Genomic DNA, 22192 nt, shown 5'->3' with positions numbered 1-22192 from the left:
AGCGGACGCCAATAGTACACCAAACTGGGCAGTTTAAGTTGACGCCTAAAAAAGCCGTTATTAGCATACCGAACCGTACCGTTTATATTTTAATCGCCCCCTCGCCCGCCGGAGAACTACCTTGAGCCCTGCTGCCAGTCGTCCCAGCCTGCCTTTTGCTCTTGTATTTGTGCTTGCAACGCCGCTGCTGTTGACGGCATGCGGCAATCCACCCGGTGGGCCACCGCCTGCTGAAGGAACGCCGGTGATGGGTGTCACGACGGTCAGGGCTCAGCCCGTCAACCTGACAACCGAGCTTCCGGGCCGCACGACTCCCTACCTGATCGCCGAAGTTCGCCCTCAGGTAGGCGGCATCGTTCTGGAGCGTACCTTCCGCGAAGGTGCTGATGTAAAGGCTGGTGAAACGCTCTACCGGATTGACCCGGCGACGTTCAAGGCAAGTTACGACAATTACGTGGCGACCCTCGGCAAGGCGCAAGCCACTCAGCGCTCCTCGCGCCTCAAGAGCGAACGCTACAAGGAGTTAGTGACAATAAAGGCCGTCAGTCAGCAAGAATACGATGATGCTGACGCTGAACTGGGACAAGCCAATGCCGATGTGAATGCGGCGAAGGCGAACGTCGAAAGCGCTCGTATCACCCTTGCCTACACCCGAGTCACCGCTCCTATTACCGGGCGCATCGGCAAGTCGACCGTCACACCCGGCGCATTGGTAACGGCTAGCCAGACCACGGCTCTGACCACCATTCAGCAACTTGACCCTATCTATGTAGATGTCACTCAGCCCAGCGCATCGCTGCTGCGTCTCAAGCGCTCAATGGCTCGTGGTGAGCTGGAAAAATCCGGTGAGTCCGCCGCCAGAATCCGGTTACAGCTGGAGGACGGCAGTGACTACCCGCTTGAAGGCCGCCTGGAATTCTCGGACGTCACCGTGGACCAGAACACCGGCTCCATCACTCTGCGGGCCGTCTTCCCTAATCCCCAGGCAGAGTTGCTGCCGGGGATGTACGTACGCGCGATTCTGCAGGAAGGCACGCAACAGAACGGAATTCTGATCCCGCAGCAGGCTGTATCACGTAACAGCGCAGGCAAACCCATTGCTTATGTCGTCGGCAAAGACAACAAACTCGAACTCCGGACACTGGATACCGACCGCACAGTTGGCGACCAATGGCTGGTGCGCTCAGGCTTGCAGCCTGGTGAGCAACTGGTGGTAGAGGGCATCCCGCGCGCCCAACCGGGTGCCGAAGTCAAGACAACGCCCTGGCAGCCCAAGGCTGTTACTGCGAACGTTTTCTCATCAGCGCCAGCCAGCGCCTCGAACTAAGCCGGACGGCCCCCTATGTCGCGTTTCTTTATCGACCGACCCATTTTTGCATGGGTACTTGCCATTATCGTGATGCTAGCGGGCATCATGTCGATTCTTACATTGCCTATCGCGCAGTACCCCAGCATCGCACCGCCAGCAATCGCCATCACCGCTACCTACCCCGGAGCCTCGGCGAAAACCCTGGAAGACAGTGTCACCCAGGTCATCGAGCAAAAGATGAAGGGGCTGGACAGGCTTAGCTACATGGCCTCGACCAGTGAGTCCTCGGGCACCGCCACCATTACCCTGACATTCGAGAACGGCACTGACCCGGACACTGCACAGGTACAAGTGCAGAATAAGCTATCGCTGGCCACTCCATTGCTGCCGCAGGAAGTCCAGCAGCAAGGTGTCACCGTTGCCAAGTCAGCGACCAACTTCCTCAATGTGCTCGCCTTCACCTCAGAAGACGGCAGCATGAGCGATACGGACCTCGCCGACTACGTGGCCGCTAACGTACAGGAAACGATCAGCCGTCTGGATGGAGTCGGAGACACCACACTGTTCGGGTCTCAATACGCCATGCGCATCTGGCTCGACCCGAACAAGCTGATCAACTTCGGGCTTACGCCCATTGATGTCACGACCGCGATCAAGGCTCAGAACGCCCAGGTATCGGCCGGTCAGCTAGGCGGCTTGCCACTGGCACCCAACCAGCAACTCAATGCAACGATTACCGCTCAGACTCGACTCAAGACAGCTGAGGAATTCAGAAACATCCTGCTGCGCACCCAGACCGATGGCTCCCAGGTACGCCTCAAGGATGTCGCACGAATAGAATTGGGGGCCGAGTCCTACACCACTTCCAGCCGCTACAACGGCAAACCGGCGACCGGCCTGGCCATCAAACTGGCCCCCGGTGCCAACGCACTGGATACAGTGAAGGCAATCGATGCCAGCCTCGCCGAGCAGGAAGAGTTCTTCCCGCCAGGCATGAAAGTCCAAAAGCCGTATGACACGACGCCCTTCGTGCGGATCTCGATCAAGCAGGTCGTTCATACCCTGGTCGAAGCTGTGGCGCTGGTCTTTCTGGTGATGTTTCTGTTCCTGCAGAATCTGCGCGCCACATTGATCCCGACCATCGCGGTGCCTGTAGTGTTGCTCGGCACCTTTGGTGTATTGGCGGTTTTCGGATTCACCATCAACACGCTGACCATGTTCGCCATGGTTCTGGCCATTGGCTTGTTGGTAGACGATGCTATCGTCGTGGTGGAGAACGTCGAACGGGTGATGGAGGAAGAAGGCCTGTCTCCCAAAGAGGCCACACGCAAATCCATGACACAGATCAGCGGCGCACTGATCGGCATCGCGCTGGTTCTGGCCGCTGTATTCGTACCTATGGCCTTTTTTGGCGGCTCAACCGGCGTGATCTATCGCCAGTTCTCCATCACCATCGTCTCGGCGATGACGCTTTCGGTGCTGGTGGCCTTCGTGCTCACCCCGGCACTCTGCGCGACAATGCTCAAACCCTCCCATGGCCTGACCAATAAAGGATTCTTTGGCGGGTTCAATCGCATGTTCGACCGTGGCAACAAACGCTACCAGGGCATCGTCATGCACATGCTGGGCAAGGGACGGCGCTACATGGTTGTCTACGCGATGTTACTGGCCGCGGTCGTATTCGGATTCAGCAAACTTCCAGGCGGGTTCCTGCCTGACGAGGATCAGGGCACCTTGTTTGCCCTCGTCCAGTTGCCGCCGGGCGCAACACAGACCCGCACCAACGAAGTCTTGCGTGAAGTCGAGCACCATTTCCTGGTGGACCAGAAGGACTCGGTTGAAGGCATGTTTGCCGTCATGGGCTTCAGCTTCGCTGGCAGCGGGCAGAACGTCGGCTTTGCCTTCATCAAGTTACGCCCCTGGGACCAGAGAACTGGCAAGGATCAGAGCGTGACCGCTGTGGCAGCCAAGGCTGGGGCCTTCTTTGCAGGCATTCGCGACGCCAGAGTGTTTGCCTTCGCGCCGCCTGCCGTCTCGGAACTCGGCAACGCAACGGGCTTTGATCTGATGCTGCAAGACAAGGCCAACCTCGGGCACGAGGCGCTCATGCAGGCACGCAACCAGTTGATGGCCGACTTGCACAAGGACAATCGACTGGTCGCCATACGCCCCAACGGCCAGGAAGACTCGCCGGAGTTCAAACTGGAGATCGACACGCACAAGGCTGAAAGCCTGGGCGTTTCGATTGACGACATCAATACCGTCTTTTCCAACGCCTGGGGCAGCAGCTATGTGAATGACTTCATAGACAAGGGCCGGATAAAGAAAGTGATGCTGCAGGGCGAAGCCACCTACCGCATGCTGCCGGAAGATATCCGTCGTTGGTATGTGCGCAACAGTGCCGGCACCATGGTGTCGTTCGATGCCTTCTCCAAAGGTGAGTGGATGCTGGCCTCCCCACGCCTTGAGCGATACAACGCCGTGCCGTCGGTCGAAATCCTCGGCATGGGCATGCCCGGCAGAGCCTCTAGCGGCGAGGCACTTGAGATCGTTGAGGCAGCAATCGCCAGGTTGCCAGCCGGGATAGGTTTCCAGTGGACAGGCCTTTCCCGTCAGGAAAAAGCGTCCAGCGGCCAGACGACACTCCTGTATAGCCTGTCGATCCTGATCGTGTTCCTCTGTCTGGCAGCGCTTTATGAAAGCTGGTCGATCCCTGTTTCGGTGATTCTGGTGATCCCTCTGGGTGTATTCGGTGCATTGCTGGGTGCGATGCTGACCTGGAAACTCAATGACGTTTATTTCCAGGTCGCCCTGCTCACCACCATCGGCCTGGCCTCAAAGAACGCCATCCTGATCGTCGAGTTTGCCAAAGAACAGCACGAAGCTGGAAAGACACTGGTCGCGGCGGCACTCGAAGCAGCCCGTATGCGCCTGCGCCCGGTCTTGATGACCTCCATCGCGTTCATTCTCGGTTGCGTTCCTCTGGTACTGAGCAACGGTGCCGGATCAGGCGCTCAAAATGCCCTGGGCACCGCCGTCATCGGCGGCATGCTGTCCGGCACGATCCTGGCGATCATATTTGTTCCGCTGTTTTACGTGATGGTGTCGCGCATTTTCCATGGCAAGGACAGCAAGGAAGCTGTTTGAAAAAGTTCCATGGACTCACGGGTATGACCTGCCATACGACGAACGGCAGGTCATATCAGCCACCAAAACGACGAAAGGCATGTTCCCCCGCTACCCAGAACAATAATCCGAGAGTAAATTTTGGATCCAATGAGCAACACAGTTCATCCGCAGGAGCACCGATGAGAATTCATGCTTGTTTGTTGGCTCTACTGATCCCAGTCTTCTCGGCCAATGCCACCGAGAAAACCATTTCCGTTCCCGGTGACCCGATCGGCACTTACGCTGTGGTGAAAAAAAGCGGCACAGCCGGACAGCGTGTCATCGTCACCAAACGTGAAGGCTTCCTGGGCGTGATCTACTCAAAGCGCGTCTATGACTGCCAGAACCGCACGGTGAATCTGGTGGGCACCGGCGCAACGCTTGAGATCATGGAACAATCGCACCCTGTCAGCAGCATGGGGCCAATCATTCGTGACTCCACTGCCGAATATCTTCATGCAGAAGCTTGCAGTTGATCGGCTGACACCTTCGATTCAGCCCATCGCCCCATAGAGCCCGACCCGATCGGGCTCTTTGTTTTCTGATACCCGCCCGATCCTTCCCCCCGCAAACATGCCGACACACCTCTCGCACTCTCGCTCTTTTAGGCAATGATTCGAGCGTAATGGGTAATTCGGGAAATGTGCCGCGCCCTATAGTTCCTCACAGGAACCCTGTCTCGGTTCATCACCTTTGTGGGGCTTCATGCTCACACCCGTTTGAGAAACTGACCTATGAAATATATATCCATTGGGGGGCTCGAAGTTTCCCGTATAGGGCTCGGCGCAATGTCGATGTCGGCCTTTTATGACATCGGGACAGCCAACGACGATGACTCCGTCAGAACCATTCACAGGGCGCTTGAGTTAGGGGTCACTCACCTGGACACCGCCGAAATCTATGGCCCCTATATCAATGAAGAACTGGTGGGTCGGGCCATCAAAGGACGTCGCGACAAGGTCGTGCTGGCCAGCAAGTTCGGGATTGTCTCCCACTCGAACGGTGGGCCTGGAGTGCTCGACAGCAGCCCGCTGAATATCCGCACCGCCGTCGAAGGTTCGCTGAAACGCCTGGGTACCGATTACATCGATTTGTACTACCAGCACCGTGTCGATCCGGATACCCCAATCGAAGATACCGTTGCGACACTGGCTGACCTCGTCAAAGAGGGAAAGATCCGCCATATCGGCCTGTCCGAGGCCTCGCCCTCCACAATCCGCCGTGCTCACGCAATACACCCGATCAGCGCCCTGCAAACGGAATACTCTTTGTGGAGCCGTGATCCCGAGGCGGTATTACTGCCATTGCTGCGAGAACTGGGCATCGGTTTTGTGCCGTATTCACCACTGGGCCACGGTTTCCTCACCGGCGCAATCCGTTCTCCCGAGCAGATTGGTGACGATGACTGGCGCAAGACCAACCCACGTTTTATCGGCGAAAACTTCCAGCGCAACCTGCGCATCGTTGAGCAGGTAAAGGCTGTGGCTGACGAGTCAGATGCGACCCCGGCTCAAGTGGCGCTGGCGTGGTTGCTGGCTCAGGGTGACGACATTGCCCCGATTCCAGGCACCAAAAACTTGTCGCGAGTCGAGGAAAACACAGCGGCGGATCAGCTTGAGCTCAGTGCCGGGCAAATCCATCGCCTGAACAATCTCACGCCTGCTGCAGGCGAGCGCCATAGCGTAGAAGGAATGGCCGCCATAGACCTTTGAGGATCGTTTTCATGCCAACTATTCGTCGCGCTGTTCTGATGGCCATTATGGTTTTATCAACGCTGTGGCTCTTCCCTGCCACAAGTCATGCCGAGCCCAGGATGCGAATCGGGGTGATCGGTGCCGGCTCACATGGCGGGACTCTCGGCCGGCTCTGGGTACAAGCGGGTCATGAGGTCATGTTTTCGTCGCGCACCCCGTCGGAACTTGAGCCGATGGTCAAACAACTGGGACCGCTGGCGTCGACAGGCACCCCGCAGCAAGCGGCAGAGTTCGGAACCGTAGTGTTTTTTGCCGTGCCTTATAACGCGCTAGTGCAACTGGGACAGGATCTGGCCCCTGCCCTGCGCGGCAAGATAGTCCTGGATGCCACCAACCCGCCTCCCGATGAAGGCAACGCCTTGTCCCGCGAAGCCTATGCCAATGGCGTAGGCGAAACCTCAACCAGATACTTGCCCGGGACCCGACTGGTTCGTGCTTTCAGCGCTGTCGATGCGACTTCTGTAAGTGCCTCTGCGCGTGGCCAGGGAGCGAAGCTGGGCGTACCCATCGCCAGTAATGACTCACAGGCGCTGGAAGTGGCAGCCCGGTTGGCCCGTGACATTGGCTGCGAACCGGTCATCACCGGCAACCTGGCCACGGCCCGTACCTTTCAACGGGGTGGCCCTGGGTTCAGGGCCAATACCGATGCAGTTGAGTTGCGCCAGTTGCTGGGTTTGCCAGCGGGCACCTGAGCACCTGCATGTTTGAAAGACTCGTTCCCCTCCAATCACTGAGAGCAGACACACCATGAGCGCCCTCAATATCAACGGTAAAGACCACGTAGTCGATGTAGACCCCGCAACGCCTGTCCTCTGGGTCTTGCGCGACACTCTGGGGCTGAGCGGCACCAAGTTCGGCTGCGGAATGGCGCTTTGCGGTGCTTGCACAGTGCATCTGGACGGACAGGCCATACGCTCCTGCGTGACTCCGATATCGGCAGTCGCAGGCAAGAAAATCGTCACGATCGAAAGCGCAACCGACGGCCACGACCCCATAGGTGCAGCGGTTCATGCTGCCTGGGTCAAGCACGACGTAGCGCAATGCGGTTACTGCCAGAGCGGGCAGATCATGAGTGCGACCGCCTTTCTCAAGGCACAGCCCAAGGGCAGGCAACCGACACCTGAGGAAATCGACTCCGCCATGGTCGGCAATATCTGCCGCTGCGGTACCTATGCCCGCATACGCGCAGCCGTGGCCGACGCTGCTCAAACTCTTGCCTGACTGGAGCTTTCATCATGTTCAACGAAACCGTCCCGGATGAGCTGCCACGTGCGCTGCAACACCTGCTTGAACGTGACCAGAAGCGCGAACCGGTCATGCTGGCGCGACGCAATTTCCTGAAAATGGCCGGTATCGGCGGGCTGGCCATCGGTGCCTTTCCCCACTGGGCAATGGCAGAAAGCGGCAGCACTGGCCCGGCACCTCTCAAACCTTCGCAACAGCCGTCGGCCTTTGTGCAGATTGCCTCCAACGGTGAAGTGACGGTGACCATCAACCGGCTGGAGTTTGGCCAGGGCGTACAAACCGGCCTGCCAATGATTCTGGCCGAAGAACTCGATGCTGACTGGAGCCTGGTGCGCAGTCGCAACGGCAACAGCGACGCAGCCTATCAAGACCCGTCTTTCGGCATGCACCTTACCGGCGGCTCGAATTCAATCAAGAACAGCTACCTCCAGTACCGCGAACTGGGCGCACGAGCACGCGCCATGTTGCTCACGGCAGCAGCCACGCGCTGGAAGGTAAACGTGACAAGCCTGCACACACAGTCAGGAATGGTCATCGGGCCGGGTGGCCGCAAGGCGAGCTACGGTGAGTTGGCCGAAGCCGCAATGGCATTGCCCGTACCGGAAAAAGTCACGCTCAAGGACCCCAAGGATTTCAGAATCATCGGCCGTGCAACAACACGTATCGACGCCAAGGCCAAAAGCAGTGGCCAGCAGGATTTTGGCATCGACATGCGCCTGCCTGGACAACTCACCGCCGTGGTCGCGCGCCCACCGATCTTTGGTGCCCGGCTTAGCTCGGTGGATGACAGTGCAGCTCGTGCAGTGAAAGGCGTAAAAGCCGTGCTGCGTATTCCGCTCGATCGCGGCGCAGAAGGCGTGGCGGTGGTGGCTGACGGTTACTGGCAAGCCAGACAGGGACGCGATGCACTCAAGCTGCAATGGGATACCGCAAACCTCGAAAAGGTAGACAGCGAAAAGCAGTTGGCTTCGTACCGAGAGCTGGCAGAGCGCCCCGGCCCGCGAAGCTTCGAGGCCGACATGACGCCGCTGGCAACAGCGCCGCATCAATTGCAGGCGGAGTTTGTGTTCCCGTACCTGGCCCACGCGCCCATGGAGCCGTTGAACTGTACCGTCCAGCTTTCTGAAAAGCGCGCCGAGCTTTGGGTGGGCACCCAGTTTCCCGGCACAGACAATGCGGCTGCCGCACGCGCTCTTGACCTCAAGCCTGAGCAGGTAAACGTGAATGTACAGATCGCTGGCGGTGGCTTCGGTCGGCGTGGCCTGCACAGTTGCGACATCGTTGTACTCGCGTGTGAAGTGGCCAAGGCAGCCCGGACAGCAGGTCTGAATGTACCAGTGCGTACGCTCTGGAGTCGCGAGGACGATATAAAGGGTGGCTACTACCGCCCCATGCATTTGCACCGCGCACATATCGGTTTTGACGACAAAGGCAACGTGCTGGCCTGGGACCATGTTCTGGTCGGGCAGTCCATCACCAGCGATACCATGTTCAGCGGCATGGTAAAGAACGGCATCGACAGGACCGCAACGGAAGGCATGCGTGATCCCTATCCGTTCCCCATGCGCCTGACCGTGCACCATCCGAAACTCAACGTTCCGGTTTTATGGTGGCGCAGTGTGGGCTCCACTCACACCGCCTTCGTGATGGAAACACTGATTGATGAAATCGCACGGACAACCGGCCAGGACCCTGTGGACTATCGGATGCGCCTGTTCGCCGATCAAAACCCACGCCACCGTGCCGCCCTGCAACTGGCGGTGGAAAAAAGCGGCTATGGCAAGGCTCAGCTACCCGCAGGCCGTGCCTGGGGAGTGGCCGTGCATGAGTCCTTCAGTTCGATTGTCGCCTACGTAGTACAAGCCTCGGTACGTGACGGGCAACCGGTGCTGCACCATGTCACGGCCGGTGTGCACTGCAACCTCGCGGTCAACCCGCGCAGCGTGGAAGCCCAGGTACAAGGTGCAGCCGTCATGGGCCTGTCGATGTGCTTGCCAGGCGGCGCAATCACGCTGAAAGACGGAGAAGTGCAGCAAAGCAATTTTGCAGACTTCAGCGTGCCGCGCATCACTGACATGCCTGAGTTCGCTGTACATGTCGTGCCGAGCGCCGAGCCGCCGACAGGAATCGGTGAGCCTGGCCTCCCCCCTCTCGCACCGGCTTTCGCCAACGCCATTGCCCGGCTCACTGGCAAACCGCTGCGTGAGCTGCCTTTCAAACTCGCGTAAGCGAATGCTGATCAATAGAGAGAAAACCAATTGACCTACTATCTGAACCCGAAATCTGCGCACAAACCGCAAGGCGTCATGATTGCCGCACTGGTCATGTCTCTAGGGGCATTTGCCAGCCTCCTGTTGCCAGCACAGGCCCAAGCCAGCCAGGCGTTGGCCCAGCGCTATGTCTGCACCGCCTGCCACCAGCCCGCTGCAAGGGTCGTTGGCCCGTCCTGGAAGGAAATCGCGCAAAAGTATAGCGACGGCAGCACGACAGCAGAGCAAATAGCCGCCAGTATCAAATCGGGCAGCACCGGCAAGTGGGGACCAATGTCGATGCCCCCGCAAGCCCAGGTTTCCGATGCCGATCTGAAGTCGATCGCGCAGTGGCTACTGGATGGCGCACCCTAGCATCACACACGCATCCGCTTGATATCCCGCTGCGGCGGTGCACCAAACAATCGGCTGTATTCACGACTGAACTGCGACGAGCTTTCATAACCCACCAACCCGCTGGCGCGGCTCGCATCGATATTCTGGCTCAGCATCAACTGCCGGGCCGCTTGCAGCCGCAATTGCTTCTGGTACTGCAACGGGCTCATCCCCGTGACGGCCCGAAAGTGCTGGCGAAAAGTCGATGGGCTCATATGGGCATGTTCCGCCAGATCGTCCATACGCAGGGTTTCCCGAAAATTCAGCTTCAGCCAGGCAACCGTTCTGGCGATGTGATTTCTGGGTGAACCGGCAGCCACGATATGCAGCAATTGCGGGCCATGCGCGCCATTCAGAAGACGAGTGATGATCTCTTCCTTGATCAGCGGAGCAATGGACGCCAGTAAATCCGGCTCACCGAGCAGATCGACCAGACGTCTCAACGCATCGAGTACGCCGGCGTCCAGCGCCTGTACGGTAATCGGACGAAACTCGTCGTCTTTCATGCGCGGCGACAACTGCATGCGCTCGGCCACCTGCATGACCGTGGCACTGTCGAATGTCAGCATCATGCCCAAGAACGGTTTGGCAACGCTGGCCTTGGTGACATTCGAGAACACCGGCAAATCGATGCTGGTCACCATCGACTGGCCAGGGTCATAGGCGAGCACCTCATCCCCGACAATGGCCTGCTTGCCGCCTTGTAAGGTCACACCGATCCCCAAGCCGTAAATACAGTGCACTGGCAACGTAGCGGCCTTGCGCCGATGCAGGCTCAGGCCGGGAATCGCGGTGACCAGGTCCCCTTCACTGCGCAGCAGCTGGCTCACCACGTGGGCGAGCTGGCTGGTATCGCTGCTGGTCTGATTGTTTTCGAAAGAAGACTGCACGTTCGACTCCTTGGCACTATCAGGTCTATAAATGGCAGGTCTATAACTGGCCACGAACAACTCCATCAGCAATGCGGACAATGTATGCAGGGCCTTGCTCAAGCCATTTCGAGGCTTGCTGCACGACCTGAAAATCAGGATTTCTCATGGGTTACCTGGGTGTCGACAGACGCCCTTTCCCGGTGCCGTCTGGATAGCCAGAGGCACAACGCGCCCCACAGACCAGCGACGGGCACGATGACGATGGCCAAAGCGCCAAAACCTGCGCCCAACGCCGTCAAGCCAACGGACAACCAGCCACTGGCCGCATCGCCACCCCGGTACACCAGGGTTTCGATCACATTCTTTGCCTTGTATTTTTCCTCGCGGGTGACGACGGTCCAGAGCACTTCACGGGCTGGACGCACCACGGCGAATTCGATGGCGCGACGCAAGCCCTGCGCCAACGCAACAGTCGCAGGAACGGGAGCCATGGCCATTGCAGTAAACGCCACGATGGTCGCCAGCGGCAGCGAGATCAGCGCGCCACCGACACCGACCAGCCGGATCAGCGGCCCCGTCAGCAAGAGCTGGAAAATCAGGGTCAGCGCTGACACGACCAGATCAATGATGGCAAAGAACCGGGTTCTGCTGCCCACATCCGAGTAACTGCCGGCAACAATCCGGCCCTGCTCGAAATACAGGAAAGTGGCTGCCGTGGTATGCAAGAGCATGAACAAGACCAGCCCCAGCAGATAAGGCGAGCGCGAAATCAGCGTGATGCCCGCCAGCACACTGCCGCCCATGCTTCGCTCACTCTGCAACAGGCTTATGGATTGCGCCTCGGTGCGAGACAGAAGCCCCCGATAGCAACGCACGGACAGTTCAAGCAGCAACGCCGCTGCAAAGGTCAATGCCAGCGGCCCTAGCCTGGTCGCCATTCCCGCAGCGAGTAACGGGCCGACGAAAGTCCCCAGGGTTCCTCCCGCCGCCACGAAGCCGAACAGTCGTCGACCTTGCTCGCTGGAGAATCGATCTACCAGCACACTCCAGAAAATGGAGACGATGAACAGGTTGTAGACGCTGATCCAGACAAAAAACACCTGCCCGACTCTGACTGGCGCAACCCGGTTGGCAATCAGCACACCGAATATCAGCATCGTCAACGCAACGAGCCGATAGATCAAAGGCACGAAACGTTTCGCAGGCAGGCGGGAAACCAATGCGCCAAATAACGGGACCATCAGCAGCATCACCAGGAAGGTCGCCGTAAACAGCCATTGCAGTTTGTCGGCACCGCCCTCCAGCCCCAAGGCATCACGTAGAGGGCGTACCAGGTAATAGCTGGCCAGGACGCAGAAATGAAACGCGAACCCCAGCAAAAGCGCAGCTCGCTCGGACGGCTGGACGTTTGTCCATTTGAATGCCTTGGCAGATATCAAAACCCGGTACCAAGCGCTGAAACGGGTGAATGAATAACAAGAGACATGGCGAAAGATCCTGTACGGGTCATGTGGGCACTCAAGACAACACCGGCTGCGCCTGCACTCGCGCAACCGTATTGAAAGCGCTGAACAACAGCGCGCGGGAGTGGTGTTGGCGGGCCAGTTGAAACAGGTCCGGCTCTATGGCTTGAGCTTTCTCAATCGCTTGCTGGCCCTGATTTACGGAAGACCACAGAAACTGCATGAGCACTCTGTCGCCCGCCTCACTGACATTGACGTGAGCACTGATGAATCCCGGATAAAAACAGGTAAAACGTTCAGCGCGAGCAATCAATGCCGCCGCCAGATCCTGAGCGTGAAGCGGATCGACGATGAATTCCACGAACTGACTGAACAGGGAATCGTGAGTTGAAAGGCTCATGAGCGGTCTCCAAAAGGCAGTCTGTGGGGCCAGGATCACTCAGCAGAAACTCAGATCCCGTGCAGCCTGACGCAGTATCCTGCGCTGAAGGCCTGATCGATTGCCTGATCGGCGCCATTGATTGCTCGATTCAACGGAGTTTTACTCGCCTGCTCCGAAAAACAACAAAGATTACAAATCATTTCAAAGTGGCAGAGTGCCCAAAACGACGGGACAGCTCATCGCTCCAGCACATGGAAGGTATAGTCAATCAGCACCCGACCAGGCAAATATCCCGCCAGCGCATTGCCCTTCCATTCGGGCGAGACTTGCCATAAGTCCGTCACTGATGGTCGGGCCTGAGATTGACCAGCATCCCTCCAGTCCCATCCTCTACCAGCCAGACAGCACCATCAGGCGCCACGGCGACATCGCGGATTCGCTTGCCTAGGTTCCAGCGGTCCTCTTGCCTGGCAATGCCGCGCTGATCAATGGAAACCCGGATGAGGCCGGTTGCCGACAACGATCCGATCAGCGCAGAGCCGTTCCACTCAGGGAACAATGGGCCGCTGTAAAAACTCATGCCTGCCGGAGATATGACCGGGGTCCAGAATAGCGCCGGGCCAGCGAACTCGGGACGTCTGTCCTGATCATGGTCCGGTATTGGCGAGCCGCCGTAGTTGTCGCCGTTCGAGACTACCGGCCAGCCGTAGTTTCTCCCTGCTTGCAGCAGGTTGAGTTCATCACCACCCTGGGGTCCCATTTCATGCTGCCAGAGCTTTCCATCAGCTGAAAAAGCCAGTCCGTAAGGGTTTCGATGCCCGCTGGTCCAGATCTGGGCCCTTACCCCGCCCCGGCTTGCCATGGGATTGTCAGCAGGTGTCGTGCCGTCGAGGTCAAGACGAATCACTTTCCCCAATGCAGAGTCCAGGTCCTGGGCCGAGTCGGGGTGGCGTCTGTCACCTGAGGTCAGAAAAAGGTGCTGGCCGTCAGGAGAGAACGCGATGACCCCGCCCGGCTGACTCCCCATGGCTTTGGGCTCCTGCCGCCAGATGACCGTCAGATCCTTCAGCGCAGCGCCCTGCTCAGTCTCATCCAGCCGGCCTCGGGCCAATGCGAGTCCGCTGCCTCCCGTTACCGGCTCAACAAAACTCAGGTAGATGCTGGAGTCCTGGTCAAACGTGGGTGAAACCGCGACGTCGAGCAACCCGTTTTGTCCGCCGTACTGAACCTGCGGAACACCTTCGACCTCCTTTTTTACGCCATCCTGGGTGGTAATAAACAGGCGACCTGCCTTTTCGGTGACCAGAAGCCGGGAATCAGGCAGGAACGCGATTGCCCAGGGCTCCCTGAATGCGGCAACCGGCGTTACCGAAAACGGGCGGGAAATACTGGGTTGCTGCTGGCCGGCATTCGGGGCACTTTTTGCAAATGATGGCGGTGCAATCAGAGCAAGAAATCCGCTGACGAGTATCAGGTGATGACGAGGGCGTTTACTTCCAAAGCTTCTCATAGAGCTCCATGACTCGCTGACGACGCGATACAACTGGGTGAGTATTGAGGCCCGAATTTAAGATTCCGTCGCTGACGGCAAGGTGACAGTTAACTGACGGCAAACCGACAAAGTCATTTTCCGGCAAGGCACACACCCCTGTGCCTGCTGCTGATGTCATGCTGCCGGGCAGCGATTACTGACAAAAATGTCAGGTAGCGGTCAGGCTGTAGACATGCATCCCCTCTACCCTGTAATGCTGATAATTCCCCTTATTCGAAGCAGCCGACTGCCATGCAAGGCTGCGCACCAGGAGTACAGAATGCGTCTGCTGATGGTTGAGGATGAAGAAAAGACATCCTCCTATGTTCATCGCGGTCTGAGCGAGCTGGGCTATACCGTCGACATTGCCAGCAATGGCATCGACGGTCTGCATCTGGCCGTGGAGATCGATTACGACGTCATCATTCTCGACATCATGCTGCCAGGCAAAGATGGCTACGGTGTTCTGGAAGGCCTGCGCCAGAAGAAGAAAACACCGGTCATCATGCTGTCCGCGCGAGGCACTGTAGATGACCGGGTCCGGGGGCTCAGGGAAGGTGCCGATGACTATCTGGGCAAACCCTTTTCATTTGCCGAACTGGTCGCCCGCATCCAGGCGCTGATACGTCGCAGCAGCGATGCGATAGACCTGACACACATCCATATCGACGATCTGGAAGTGGACCTGCAAGCCCGCAAGGTCATGCGCGGAGGCATTCGCCTGGACCTTACCGCCAAGGAGTTCGCCCTGCTGAGCCTGCTGGCTCGGCATCAGGGTGAAATTCTCTCCAAGTTGATGATCGCCGAGCAGGTATGGGACATGAACTTCGACAGCGACGCCAATGTAGTCGAAGTAGCAATCAAGCGAGTGCGGGCCAAAATCGACGCGCCTTATCCAAACAAGTTGCTGCATACCGTGCGCGGCATGGGCTATGTACTGGAAAAGCGCGAAACCCCAGGCATCAAAAGTAGCGTCACACCATGAAACTATCGATCTCGAAACGGCTGGCGCTGCTGTTTGCTCTGGCCATGGCGCTCATCATGTCGGTCAGCGCGGTCCTGCTGCGCAACTCACTGAAAGAATCGCTTCAGGGCCAGATCAGCAATGAACTGGCTCTGCGCCATTTCATGCTGGACCCCGCTGTCGCCAAGTACGAGAGCCGCGCAGACTGGATTGGCCTGCACAAAAAACTGGACGACCTTACGCCGTCGGACAAACGTGTGCGCCACTGGGTCCTGGCCGGTGACACCTATTTCAGCTATGGCGGCCCCATGCCGGACGGCAAGGACTGGTCCAGGCACCCCGATGGTACGGCAGTGATGGATATTGCCGACAAGAACCGGATGTTCCTGATGATCAAGACCATTCCGGCCTCGGCGATTCGTCCGGAACTGCGCTTTATCATCGGCCTGGACTACATGCCCTTCTGCGTTACGCTGGGGGAGTTCACCCACACCCTGATCATGACCTCGGCCTGGGCAATGCTTCTGGCGGCGCTGGTCGGTTACTGGGTAGCACGGGTGGGTCTGGCACCGGTGCGCAGGCTCAGCCAGCAAGCCAACAATCTGCCTCCCGGCGACTCGAAAAAACGCCTGGACACCACGGCACTGCCCAATGAACTGCAAGAGCTTGCGACCTCGTTCAATGGTGCATTGAGTCGGCAGGAAGCGGCATGGCAACAACTTGAAGGCTTCAATGCGAACGTGGCCCACGAACTGCGCACGCCACTGACCAACCTGATAGGCCAGACCCAGGTCGCACTGGCCCATGATCGTGATATCAATGAGCTTCAGGATCTTCTTCAGTCCAACCTCGAAGAGCTGGAGCGCATGGGCGGTATCGTGAACGACATGCTGTTTCTTGCAGGTGCCGAGAGCGGCGAGAGAATCACCGAACTGAGTGAGGTTTCCCTTCAGGAAGAGTCCTCCAAGACAGTGGAATACCTGGAGCCGGTACTGATAGAAAAGAATCTGGTTCTCGCCATTCACGGCGACATGCGGATCCAGGTAGACAAGCGCCTTTTTCACCGCTCCCTGGCCAACCTCCTGCAAAACGCAGCACGATACGCCCCGGTCTCCAGCACGCTGACCATCAATCTCGCCCGCAAGGAAAAACATGTCGAGATCAGCGTCTCCAACGTGGGCGAGCACATAGACAATACGCATCTGCAGCGCCTGTTCGAGCGTTTCTACAGGGCCGATGCCGCCCGCGCCCGAAGTGACTCGCATCACGGCCTGGGGCTCTCCATTGTCCGCGCTGTTGCGTCCATGCATGGCGGTATCGTTTTTGCCCGAAGTGAAAACGGCCTCAATACTTTCGGCTTCTCGGTAATGATCGACCCGCCTACCTCAAGAATGGCACCTGTCTGACCCGATCCCCCCGACTTGATCAGACTGGCGTTTGACATGTTCCTGTCAGCCGCCAGTCACTCTGACGTCAGTTCCTCCTCTCTAAAGTAACCACATGATTGCTGCTCTGATGCCTGCGTGAAAGACGCGCTATCAGTGCCAGTGAAGGGGCTAGCGTCTGGCAGAACCTCTTGCCATCAGCCGGAAGGAGAAACGCATATGAGCCACCCTGATACCCACGATAGCGTCCTGACCCCATTCAAATGGCAACCTGTGCCTGACAGTAATCAGGGCAGGAAAAATTTTCTGCTGTCCGTATTTGCCGAGCAGCGCTCGGTTGCAGAGAGGACAGCTTGCGGCAATATCGATCAGAAAGACTATCTGCTTGCCTTGATCGACAAGGCATCGAAGCCATCGACCTTCGATGCCGATCGACTTCGCCATGTCATCACTGAAGCGGCGGACAAAGGCCACTGGGGCAAGCTTTCACGAAAAGGAAGAGCACAGGGCATCGCCGCACACTACGACTCATCGACATACATGGCGGTGGTACTCGATGTAGAGGTGAGTGATGAGGGTCGCTTGATCATTCATGAAGCTGTGATTGCTGCTGACCTCGGCCCGCTTGAAAGTCCAGGACGCATGCGCTCACAGCTTGAAGGCGCTTGCCTGATGGGCGTAGCGCTTGTGACGTCATGCGATATCGGCCCGACCACAAGTCACCCATACCCGGTGGATGCCAGTCGCAATAGCTGGCCGCTCGTGTCCTTGTTACCCAGGCAAATCGCGGTACACCTGATAGATGCCGATCAAGACCTCAATGCCTGCCAGCCTGGCCAGGTGAGTTACGTACCCTTCGTGCGGGCCTTGTGTAATGCCATCGTCAACGCGATGGGCAACCGTACTCACCACTTGCCATTCAAAAGCCGGTCGATCGAAAGAAATAGAGGAAGTTGATACCTCGTTCGCTATCCGCACGCCGCTACCGCTTTTCCCCTTAATCCCCCTGTCCCATGAATCCCTCAACGGAGCTATATCCATGAGCATTCGAGTTGCGAGAGTACCCAGGCTCCTGTTGTTCATCGCCCTTGCTTCAAGTGCAGGTATTGCAGTCTGGTACACCCCGATGCTGTCAGGCTCCAGCACACCGCCGGCAGCGGCGGCTGCTCCGGTAGCTGTCGCCGTGATGCAGGTAAAAAAGAACACGATACGGACCTGGGACGATTTTTCAGGGCGCCTGGAAGCCGTTGATCGCGTGCTCATACGTCCTCAAGTGGCTGGCCAGATCAAGGAAATCCGTTTTCAAGAAGGTCAACTGGTCAAGCAAGGGGATGTTTTGCTGACCATTGACGCCGCGGTCTATGCCGCCGCAGTTGCACAGGCAGAAGCTCAGGTCGCCTCCGCCAGAGCACGCAAGCTCTACACCTCGGGTGAGGCCGAGCGAGCACGAAAACTGTGGCCTGCCCGGGCCATTGCCCAGAACATTCTGGAGCAGCGCGAAAACGAGGCGCTGGAGGCTGATGCACAGTTGAAGGCCGCTCAGGCCAACCTGCGGCTGGCGCAGATAAACCTCGGCTACACCGAGGTACGAGCACCTATTTCGGGTCGGATCGGACGTCGCGAAGTCACTACGGGGAATCTGGTAGCCGCAGGCCCGGAAGGTCCTGTGCTGACGACTCTGGTATCGGTAGATCCGATTTACCTGAGCTTTGACGCAGACGAGCAGGCGGTCGTGCGAGCGCTCGATACATTCTCCCAGCGCGATCAACTGGCCAATGTTCCCGTGCGCGTCACCGGCCAAGGCTTCCAGGCCACCGAAGGCCGCTTGCAGTTACTCGACAACCAGATCGACCCACAAAGCGGCACGGTGCGTATGCGCGCCGTGCTGGCAAATCCAGACGGGCAGCTTGTGCCTGGCCAGTTCGCCCGCTTGCAAATGGGACAGGTGCAAGCCCGTGAGGCCATTCTGGTAGAGGAACGATCAATTGGTACGGATCAGGATCGACGTTACGTACTTATCCTTGATGACCAGAACAAGGTCAGTTATCGGCAGATCTCGCTTGGAGCACGGGTCGATACGCAACGCATCGTGACCTCGGGGCTAGCTGAAGGCGACCGCATCATTGTCGATGGTATGCAACGTGTGCGTCCCGGAGCGCTTGTAACGCCTCAACCCGTTATCGATAACGGCTCATCCCTCGCCTCCAACAAGATCTGAAGCCCAGATGAATATTTCAAGGTTTTTCATCGACCGTCCCATCTTCGCCGCCGTCCTTTCGATATTGGTGGTCGTAGCAGGCCTGGTCGCGATTCCATTGCTACCGGTGTCCGAATACCCGGAAGTTGCCCCGCCGACCGTAGTGGTCAGTGCCCGGTTTCCGGGTGCGAGCCCGGAAGTCATTGCACAGACAGTGGCCATGCCACTGGAAGAAGCCATCAACGGCGTCGAGAACATGCTCTACATGAGCAGCCAGGCGACAACCGATGGCCTGCTGACGCTGACGGTGACCTTCCAGCTGGGAACGGACCCGAATCTGGCTCAGCAACTGGTTCAGAACCGGGTCCTGCAAGCGGAAACCCGATTGCCCGAAGAGGTCCAGCGGCTCGGCGTAACCACCATAAAAAGCACGCCCGACCTGACGATGGTGGTACACCTGTATTCGCCGGGTGAACGCTACGACATGGCCTATCTGAACAACTATGCGATCCTCAATGTGCGCGACCGGCTCACCCGTATTCAGGGTGTCGGAAGCATTCAGGTGCGTGGGGCTGGCGAATATGCGATGCGCATCTGGCTGGACCCTCAGAAGCTGAGTGAACGCGGGCTGGCGCCGATCGATGTCGTGACCGCCATCCGCCAGGAAAACCTTCAGGCGGCGGCAGGCATCATCGGTGCCAGTCCCAGCCCGAGCGATGTCGTTACACAGATGTCGATCAGTGTGCAGGGGCGTCTCAAGGATACTCAGGAGTTCGGCAATATCGTGGTGCGCACCAGCCCCACCGGTGCCGTGACTCACCTGCGCGATATCGCCCGGATCGAACTGGGCAGCGCCGAATATGCCGCCAGGGCACTGATGGATAATCAGCCCGCTGCGGCGCTGTTAGTGACACAGGCTCCCGGCTCCAACACCGTCGAAATCGGCAACGAAGTACGACGGATCATGGCCGAACTGAAACAGCAGATGCCTGAAGGTGTGGACTACCGGATTATTTTCGACCCCACGCAGTTCGTCACCGCTTCCATCGAGGCTGTAACCACCACATTGCTGGAAGCGGTCGCACTGGTGGTGCTCGTGGTGATCCTCTTTCTCCAGACATGGCGTGCCTCCATCATTCCCTTGCTGGCCGTTCCGGTATCGGTGATTGGCACCTTTGCCGTGATGCAGGCCTTTGGCTTCTCGATCAACACCCTGACGTTGTTCGGCCTGGTGCTGGCCATTGGCATAGTGGTGGATGATGCAATCGTCGTCGTGGAAAACGTGGAGCGCAACATTGAAGCAGGCCTGACGCCCAAGGAGGCCAGTTATCAGGCCATGCGTGAAGTCTCGGGCCCGATCATTGCCATCGCACTGGTGCTGTGTGCGGTATTCGTGCCCCTGGCTTTCAGTAGTGGGCTCAGCGGCCAGTTCTATCGTCAGTTCGCCCTGACAATCGCCATATCGACGGTGATTTCGGCCTTCAATTCCCTGACATTGTCTCCGGCCATGGCCGCCCTGCTGCTCAAGTCCCATGATGCACCCAAGGACTGGCTGACACGGGTCATGGACCGATTTCTCGGTCGATTCTTCCATGGGTTCAACCGGCTGTTCAGCAGAGGTGCGCAAGGTTATGGCACTAGTGTGCGTACAGCTCTGACACACAAGGGATCGCTTCTGCTGATCTACATGCTGCTTGTGGGCGTCACCGTGCTGCTGTTTCGCACCGTGCCAGCCGGTTTTGTGCCGGCTCAGGACAGGACCTATCTGCTTGCGGTTATCCAGTTGCCCGATGGCGCAACCCTGGACCGTACAGAGAAAGTCGTGAGGCAAGCCAGCGACATTGCCTTGCGCCACCCGGATGTTCGCGCATCGCTGGCCTTTCCCGGCATGTCGGTGAACGGCTTCACGAACAGCTCCAATGCGGGCATTGCCTTTATCAACCTCAAGCCCTTCGACGAACGTGTAGGTGAAGCCCATAGCGCCAGGGCAATTTCTGCTGCGCTGGCCCGCGAGTTTTCGGCAATCAAAGAGGCCCGTATCATTCTTTTCAACCCGCCTCCCGTTCGTGGTCTCGGAACGACGGGCGGATTCAGGCTTCAGCTTGAGGACCGTGCAGCACTCGGGTATGCCGCGCTTGACGAAGCCTCCAAGCGCTTCATCGCCGCAGCTTCTCAGGCGCCCGAACTGACCGGCATGTTCTCGAGCTTTCAGGTAAACGTTCCGCAATTGCGGGCGGAGGTGGACCGCGTCAAGGCCAGGCAACTGGGGGTGCCGGTCAATGAAATCTTCAGCACATTGCAGATATACCTGGGCAGCCTCTACGTAAACGACTTCACTCAATTCGGTCGCACTTACACGGTTCGCGCCCAAGCCGATGGCGAGTTCCGCGCCCAGGCAGAGGATGTCGGAGCACTGCGGGTGCGGTCGCAAAGCGGTGAAATGATTCCTCTGGAAACCTTGCTGTCGATCCAGCCCGGCTATGGGCCGGAACGGGCAATGCGCTACAACGGTTACCCCAGCGCCGATGTCAGTGGAGCCGCCGCTGCTGGTTATTCAAGCAGCCAGGCTCGCGAGGCCGTGGAAAGAGTTGCCGCCCAGACGCTACCGCCAGGCATAGCGTTCGAGTGGACCGACCTCACCTATCAGGAAATTCTTGCGGGCAGCAGCGGCTGGTGGCTGTTCCCGCTGGCTGTCCTGCTGGTGTTCCTGGTACTGGCCGCGCTTTATGAAAGTCTGGCCTTGCCGATGGCAATTATCCTCATCGTGCCCATGGCGCTCTTGTCGGCACTCACCGGAGTGTGGCTGACAGAGGGCGACAACAATATCTTCACGCAGATCGGCCTGATGGTTCTGGTAGGGCTTTCAGCGAAAAATGCCATTCTGATCGTGGAGTTCGCTCGGGAACTTGAATTCAATGGCCGCTCACCACTCCAGGCCGCCATCGAATCCTGCCGCCTGCGGCTGCGCCCGATCCTGATGACATCCGTAGCATTCATCATGGGGGTACTGCCGTTGCTTTACTCGACCGGTGCGGGATCAGAGGTTCGCTATGTCATGGGAGTTACGGTGTTCGCGGGGATGATTGGCGTGACGCTCTTCGGGCTTTTGCTGACGCCGGTGTTCTATGTAGCGATGCGCAAATTGGGTGGCAACCGACCTTTGCATCGGCATGCCAGCCTGTAGAGCTAATGCCAATCAGTCAAGCGGCTGACTTCGAAAATAGGGGGCTGGAATCACAATCCGAGGGAGGAGCATTGGCCGCGACAGCCAGGTTTC

Annotated in this window: 17 protein-coding genes; 13 read left to right on the top strand and 4 right to left on the bottom strand. The window is 58.2% G+C overall.

The window, feature by feature from the left end; all coding sequences use genetic code 11:
* Positions 1 to 121 precede the first annotated feature (121 nt).
* The 8 genes from Q6A51_RS01685 (at position 122) to Q6A51_RS01650 (ending at position 10100) form a co-directional block, all read left to right on the top strand.
* Positions 122 to 1327 carry an efflux RND transporter periplasmic adaptor subunit gene (locus tag Q6A51_RS01685; protein WP_304573977.1) on the top strand — a complete coding sequence of 402 codons (1206 nt, stop codon included), beginning with the start codon at positions 122 to 124 and terminating at the stop codon, positions 1325 to 1327.
* A gap of 15 nt (positions 1328 to 1342) precedes the next feature.
* On the top strand, positions 1343 to 4456 hold the full coding sequence (locus Q6A51_RS01680; RefSeq protein ID WP_304573976.1) for an efflux RND transporter permease subunit: 3114 nt from the start codon (positions 1343 to 1345) through the stop codon (positions 4454 to 4456).
* Between the two features lie 161 nt (positions 4457 to 4617).
* On the top strand, positions 4618 to 4953 hold the full coding sequence (locus Q6A51_RS01675) for a hypothetical protein (protein ID WP_201017583.1): 336 nt from the start codon (positions 4618 to 4620) through the stop codon (positions 4951 to 4953).
* Between the two features lie 258 nt (positions 4954 to 5211).
* Entirely contained in the window at positions 5212 to 6189 is a 978-nt protein-coding gene (locus tag Q6A51_RS01670; RefSeq protein WP_304573975.1) for an aldo/keto reductase, read from the top strand.
* A gap of 11 nt (positions 6190 to 6200) precedes the next feature.
* Positions 6201 to 6923 carry an NADPH-dependent F420 reductase gene (locus Q6A51_RS01665; RefSeq protein WP_236250160.1) on the top strand — a complete coding sequence of 241 codons (723 nt, stop codon included), beginning with the start codon at positions 6201 to 6203 and terminating at the stop codon, positions 6921 to 6923.
* A 55-nt stretch (positions 6924 to 6978) separates the two neighbouring features.
* Positions 6979 to 7452 (top strand): (2Fe-2S)-binding protein, encoded by a 474-nt coding sequence (locus Q6A51_RS01660; protein WP_025259773.1) that lies wholly within the window; start codon positions 6979 to 6981, stop codon positions 7450 to 7452.
* A gap of 14 nt (positions 7453 to 7466) precedes the next feature.
* Positions 7467 to 9704: a xanthine dehydrogenase family protein molybdopterin-binding subunit gene (locus Q6A51_RS01655; RefSeq protein WP_304573974.1), complete on the top strand. Its 2238-nt coding sequence runs from the start codon at positions 7467 to 7469 to the stop codon at positions 9702 to 9704.
* A gap of 30 nt (positions 9705 to 9734) precedes the next feature.
* Positions 9735 to 10100 carry a c-type cytochrome gene (locus tag Q6A51_RS01650; RefSeq protein ID WP_236249374.1) on the top strand — a complete coding sequence of 122 codons (366 nt, stop codon included), beginning with the start codon at positions 9735 to 9737 and terminating at the stop codon, positions 10098 to 10100.
* Positions 10101 to 10102: 2 nt separating this feature from the next.
* On the opposite strand, the gene Q6A51_RS01645 is transcribed toward Q6A51_RS01650, so the two are convergent.
* From Q6A51_RS01645 to Q6A51_RS01630, 4 genes are all read right to left on the bottom strand, one after another.
* Entirely contained in the window at positions 10103 to 11011 is a 909-nt protein-coding gene (locus Q6A51_RS01645; RefSeq protein WP_025259770.1) for an AraC family transcriptional regulator, read from the bottom strand.
* A 134-nt stretch (positions 11012 to 11145) separates the two neighbouring features.
* Entirely contained in the window at positions 11146 to 12432 is a 1287-nt protein-coding gene (locus Q6A51_RS01640; RefSeq protein ID WP_304573973.1) for an NTP/NDP exchange transporter, read from the bottom strand.
* A gap of 79 nt (positions 12433 to 12511) precedes the next feature.
* On the bottom strand, positions 12512 to 12856 hold the full coding sequence (locus Q6A51_RS01635; protein ID WP_201001890.1) for an antibiotic biosynthesis monooxygenase: 345 nt from the start codon (positions 12854 to 12856) through the stop codon (positions 12512 to 12514).
* Positions 12857 to 13178: 322 nt separating this feature from the next.
* Positions 13179 to 14348, bottom strand: coding sequence for a PQQ-dependent sugar dehydrogenase (locus Q6A51_RS01630; RefSeq protein ID WP_304573972.1), 1170 nt, complete (start codon positions 14346 to 14348; stop codon positions 13179 to 13181).
* Positions 14349 to 14649: 301 nt separating this feature from the next.
* On the opposite strand from Q6A51_RS01630, the gene Q6A51_RS01625 reads away from it, so the two are divergent.
* The 5 genes from Q6A51_RS01625 to Q6A51_RS01605 all read left to right on the top strand — a co-directional run bounded on the left by Q6A51_RS01625 (position 14650) and on the right by Q6A51_RS01605 (position 22099).
* On the top strand, positions 14650 to 15354 hold the full coding sequence (locus Q6A51_RS01625) for a heavy metal response regulator transcription factor (RefSeq protein WP_201017591.1): 705 nt from the start codon (positions 14650 to 14652) through the stop codon (positions 15352 to 15354).
* Positions 15351 to 16739 carry a heavy metal sensor histidine kinase gene (locus tag Q6A51_RS01620; RefSeq protein WP_304573971.1) on the top strand — a complete coding sequence of 463 codons (1389 nt, stop codon included), beginning with the start codon at positions 15351 to 15353 and terminating at the stop codon, positions 16737 to 16739. Before Q6A51_RS01625 ends, Q6A51_RS01620 begins: the two co-directional genes overlap by 4 nt.
* Positions 16740 to 16937: 198 nt before the next feature.
* Positions 16938 to 17675 carry a hypothetical protein gene (locus Q6A51_RS01615; protein ID WP_304573970.1) on the top strand — a complete coding sequence of 246 codons (738 nt, stop codon included), beginning with the start codon at positions 16938 to 16940 and terminating at the stop codon, positions 17673 to 17675.
* An 82-nt stretch (positions 17676 to 17757) separates the two neighbouring features.
* Positions 17758 to 18936: an efflux RND transporter periplasmic adaptor subunit gene (locus tag Q6A51_RS01610; RefSeq protein ID WP_200985963.1), complete on the top strand. Its 1179-nt coding sequence runs from the start codon at positions 17758 to 17760 to the stop codon at positions 18934 to 18936.
* A 7-nt stretch (positions 18937 to 18943) separates the two neighbouring features.
* Positions 18944 to 22099 carry an efflux RND transporter permease subunit gene (locus tag Q6A51_RS01605; RefSeq protein WP_304573969.1) on the top strand — a complete coding sequence of 1052 codons (3156 nt, stop codon included), beginning with the start codon at positions 18944 to 18946 and terminating at the stop codon, positions 22097 to 22099.
* Positions 22100 to 22192: the final 93 nt, after the last annotated feature.

Source organism: Pseudomonas serbiensis, from assembly GCF_030580745.1.
GTDB classification, from domain to species: domain Bacteria; phylum Pseudomonadota; class Gammaproteobacteria; order Pseudomonadales; family Pseudomonadaceae; genus Aquipseudomonas; species Aquipseudomonas serbiensis.
This window is presented reverse-complemented; position numbering and strand designations above follow the sequence as displayed.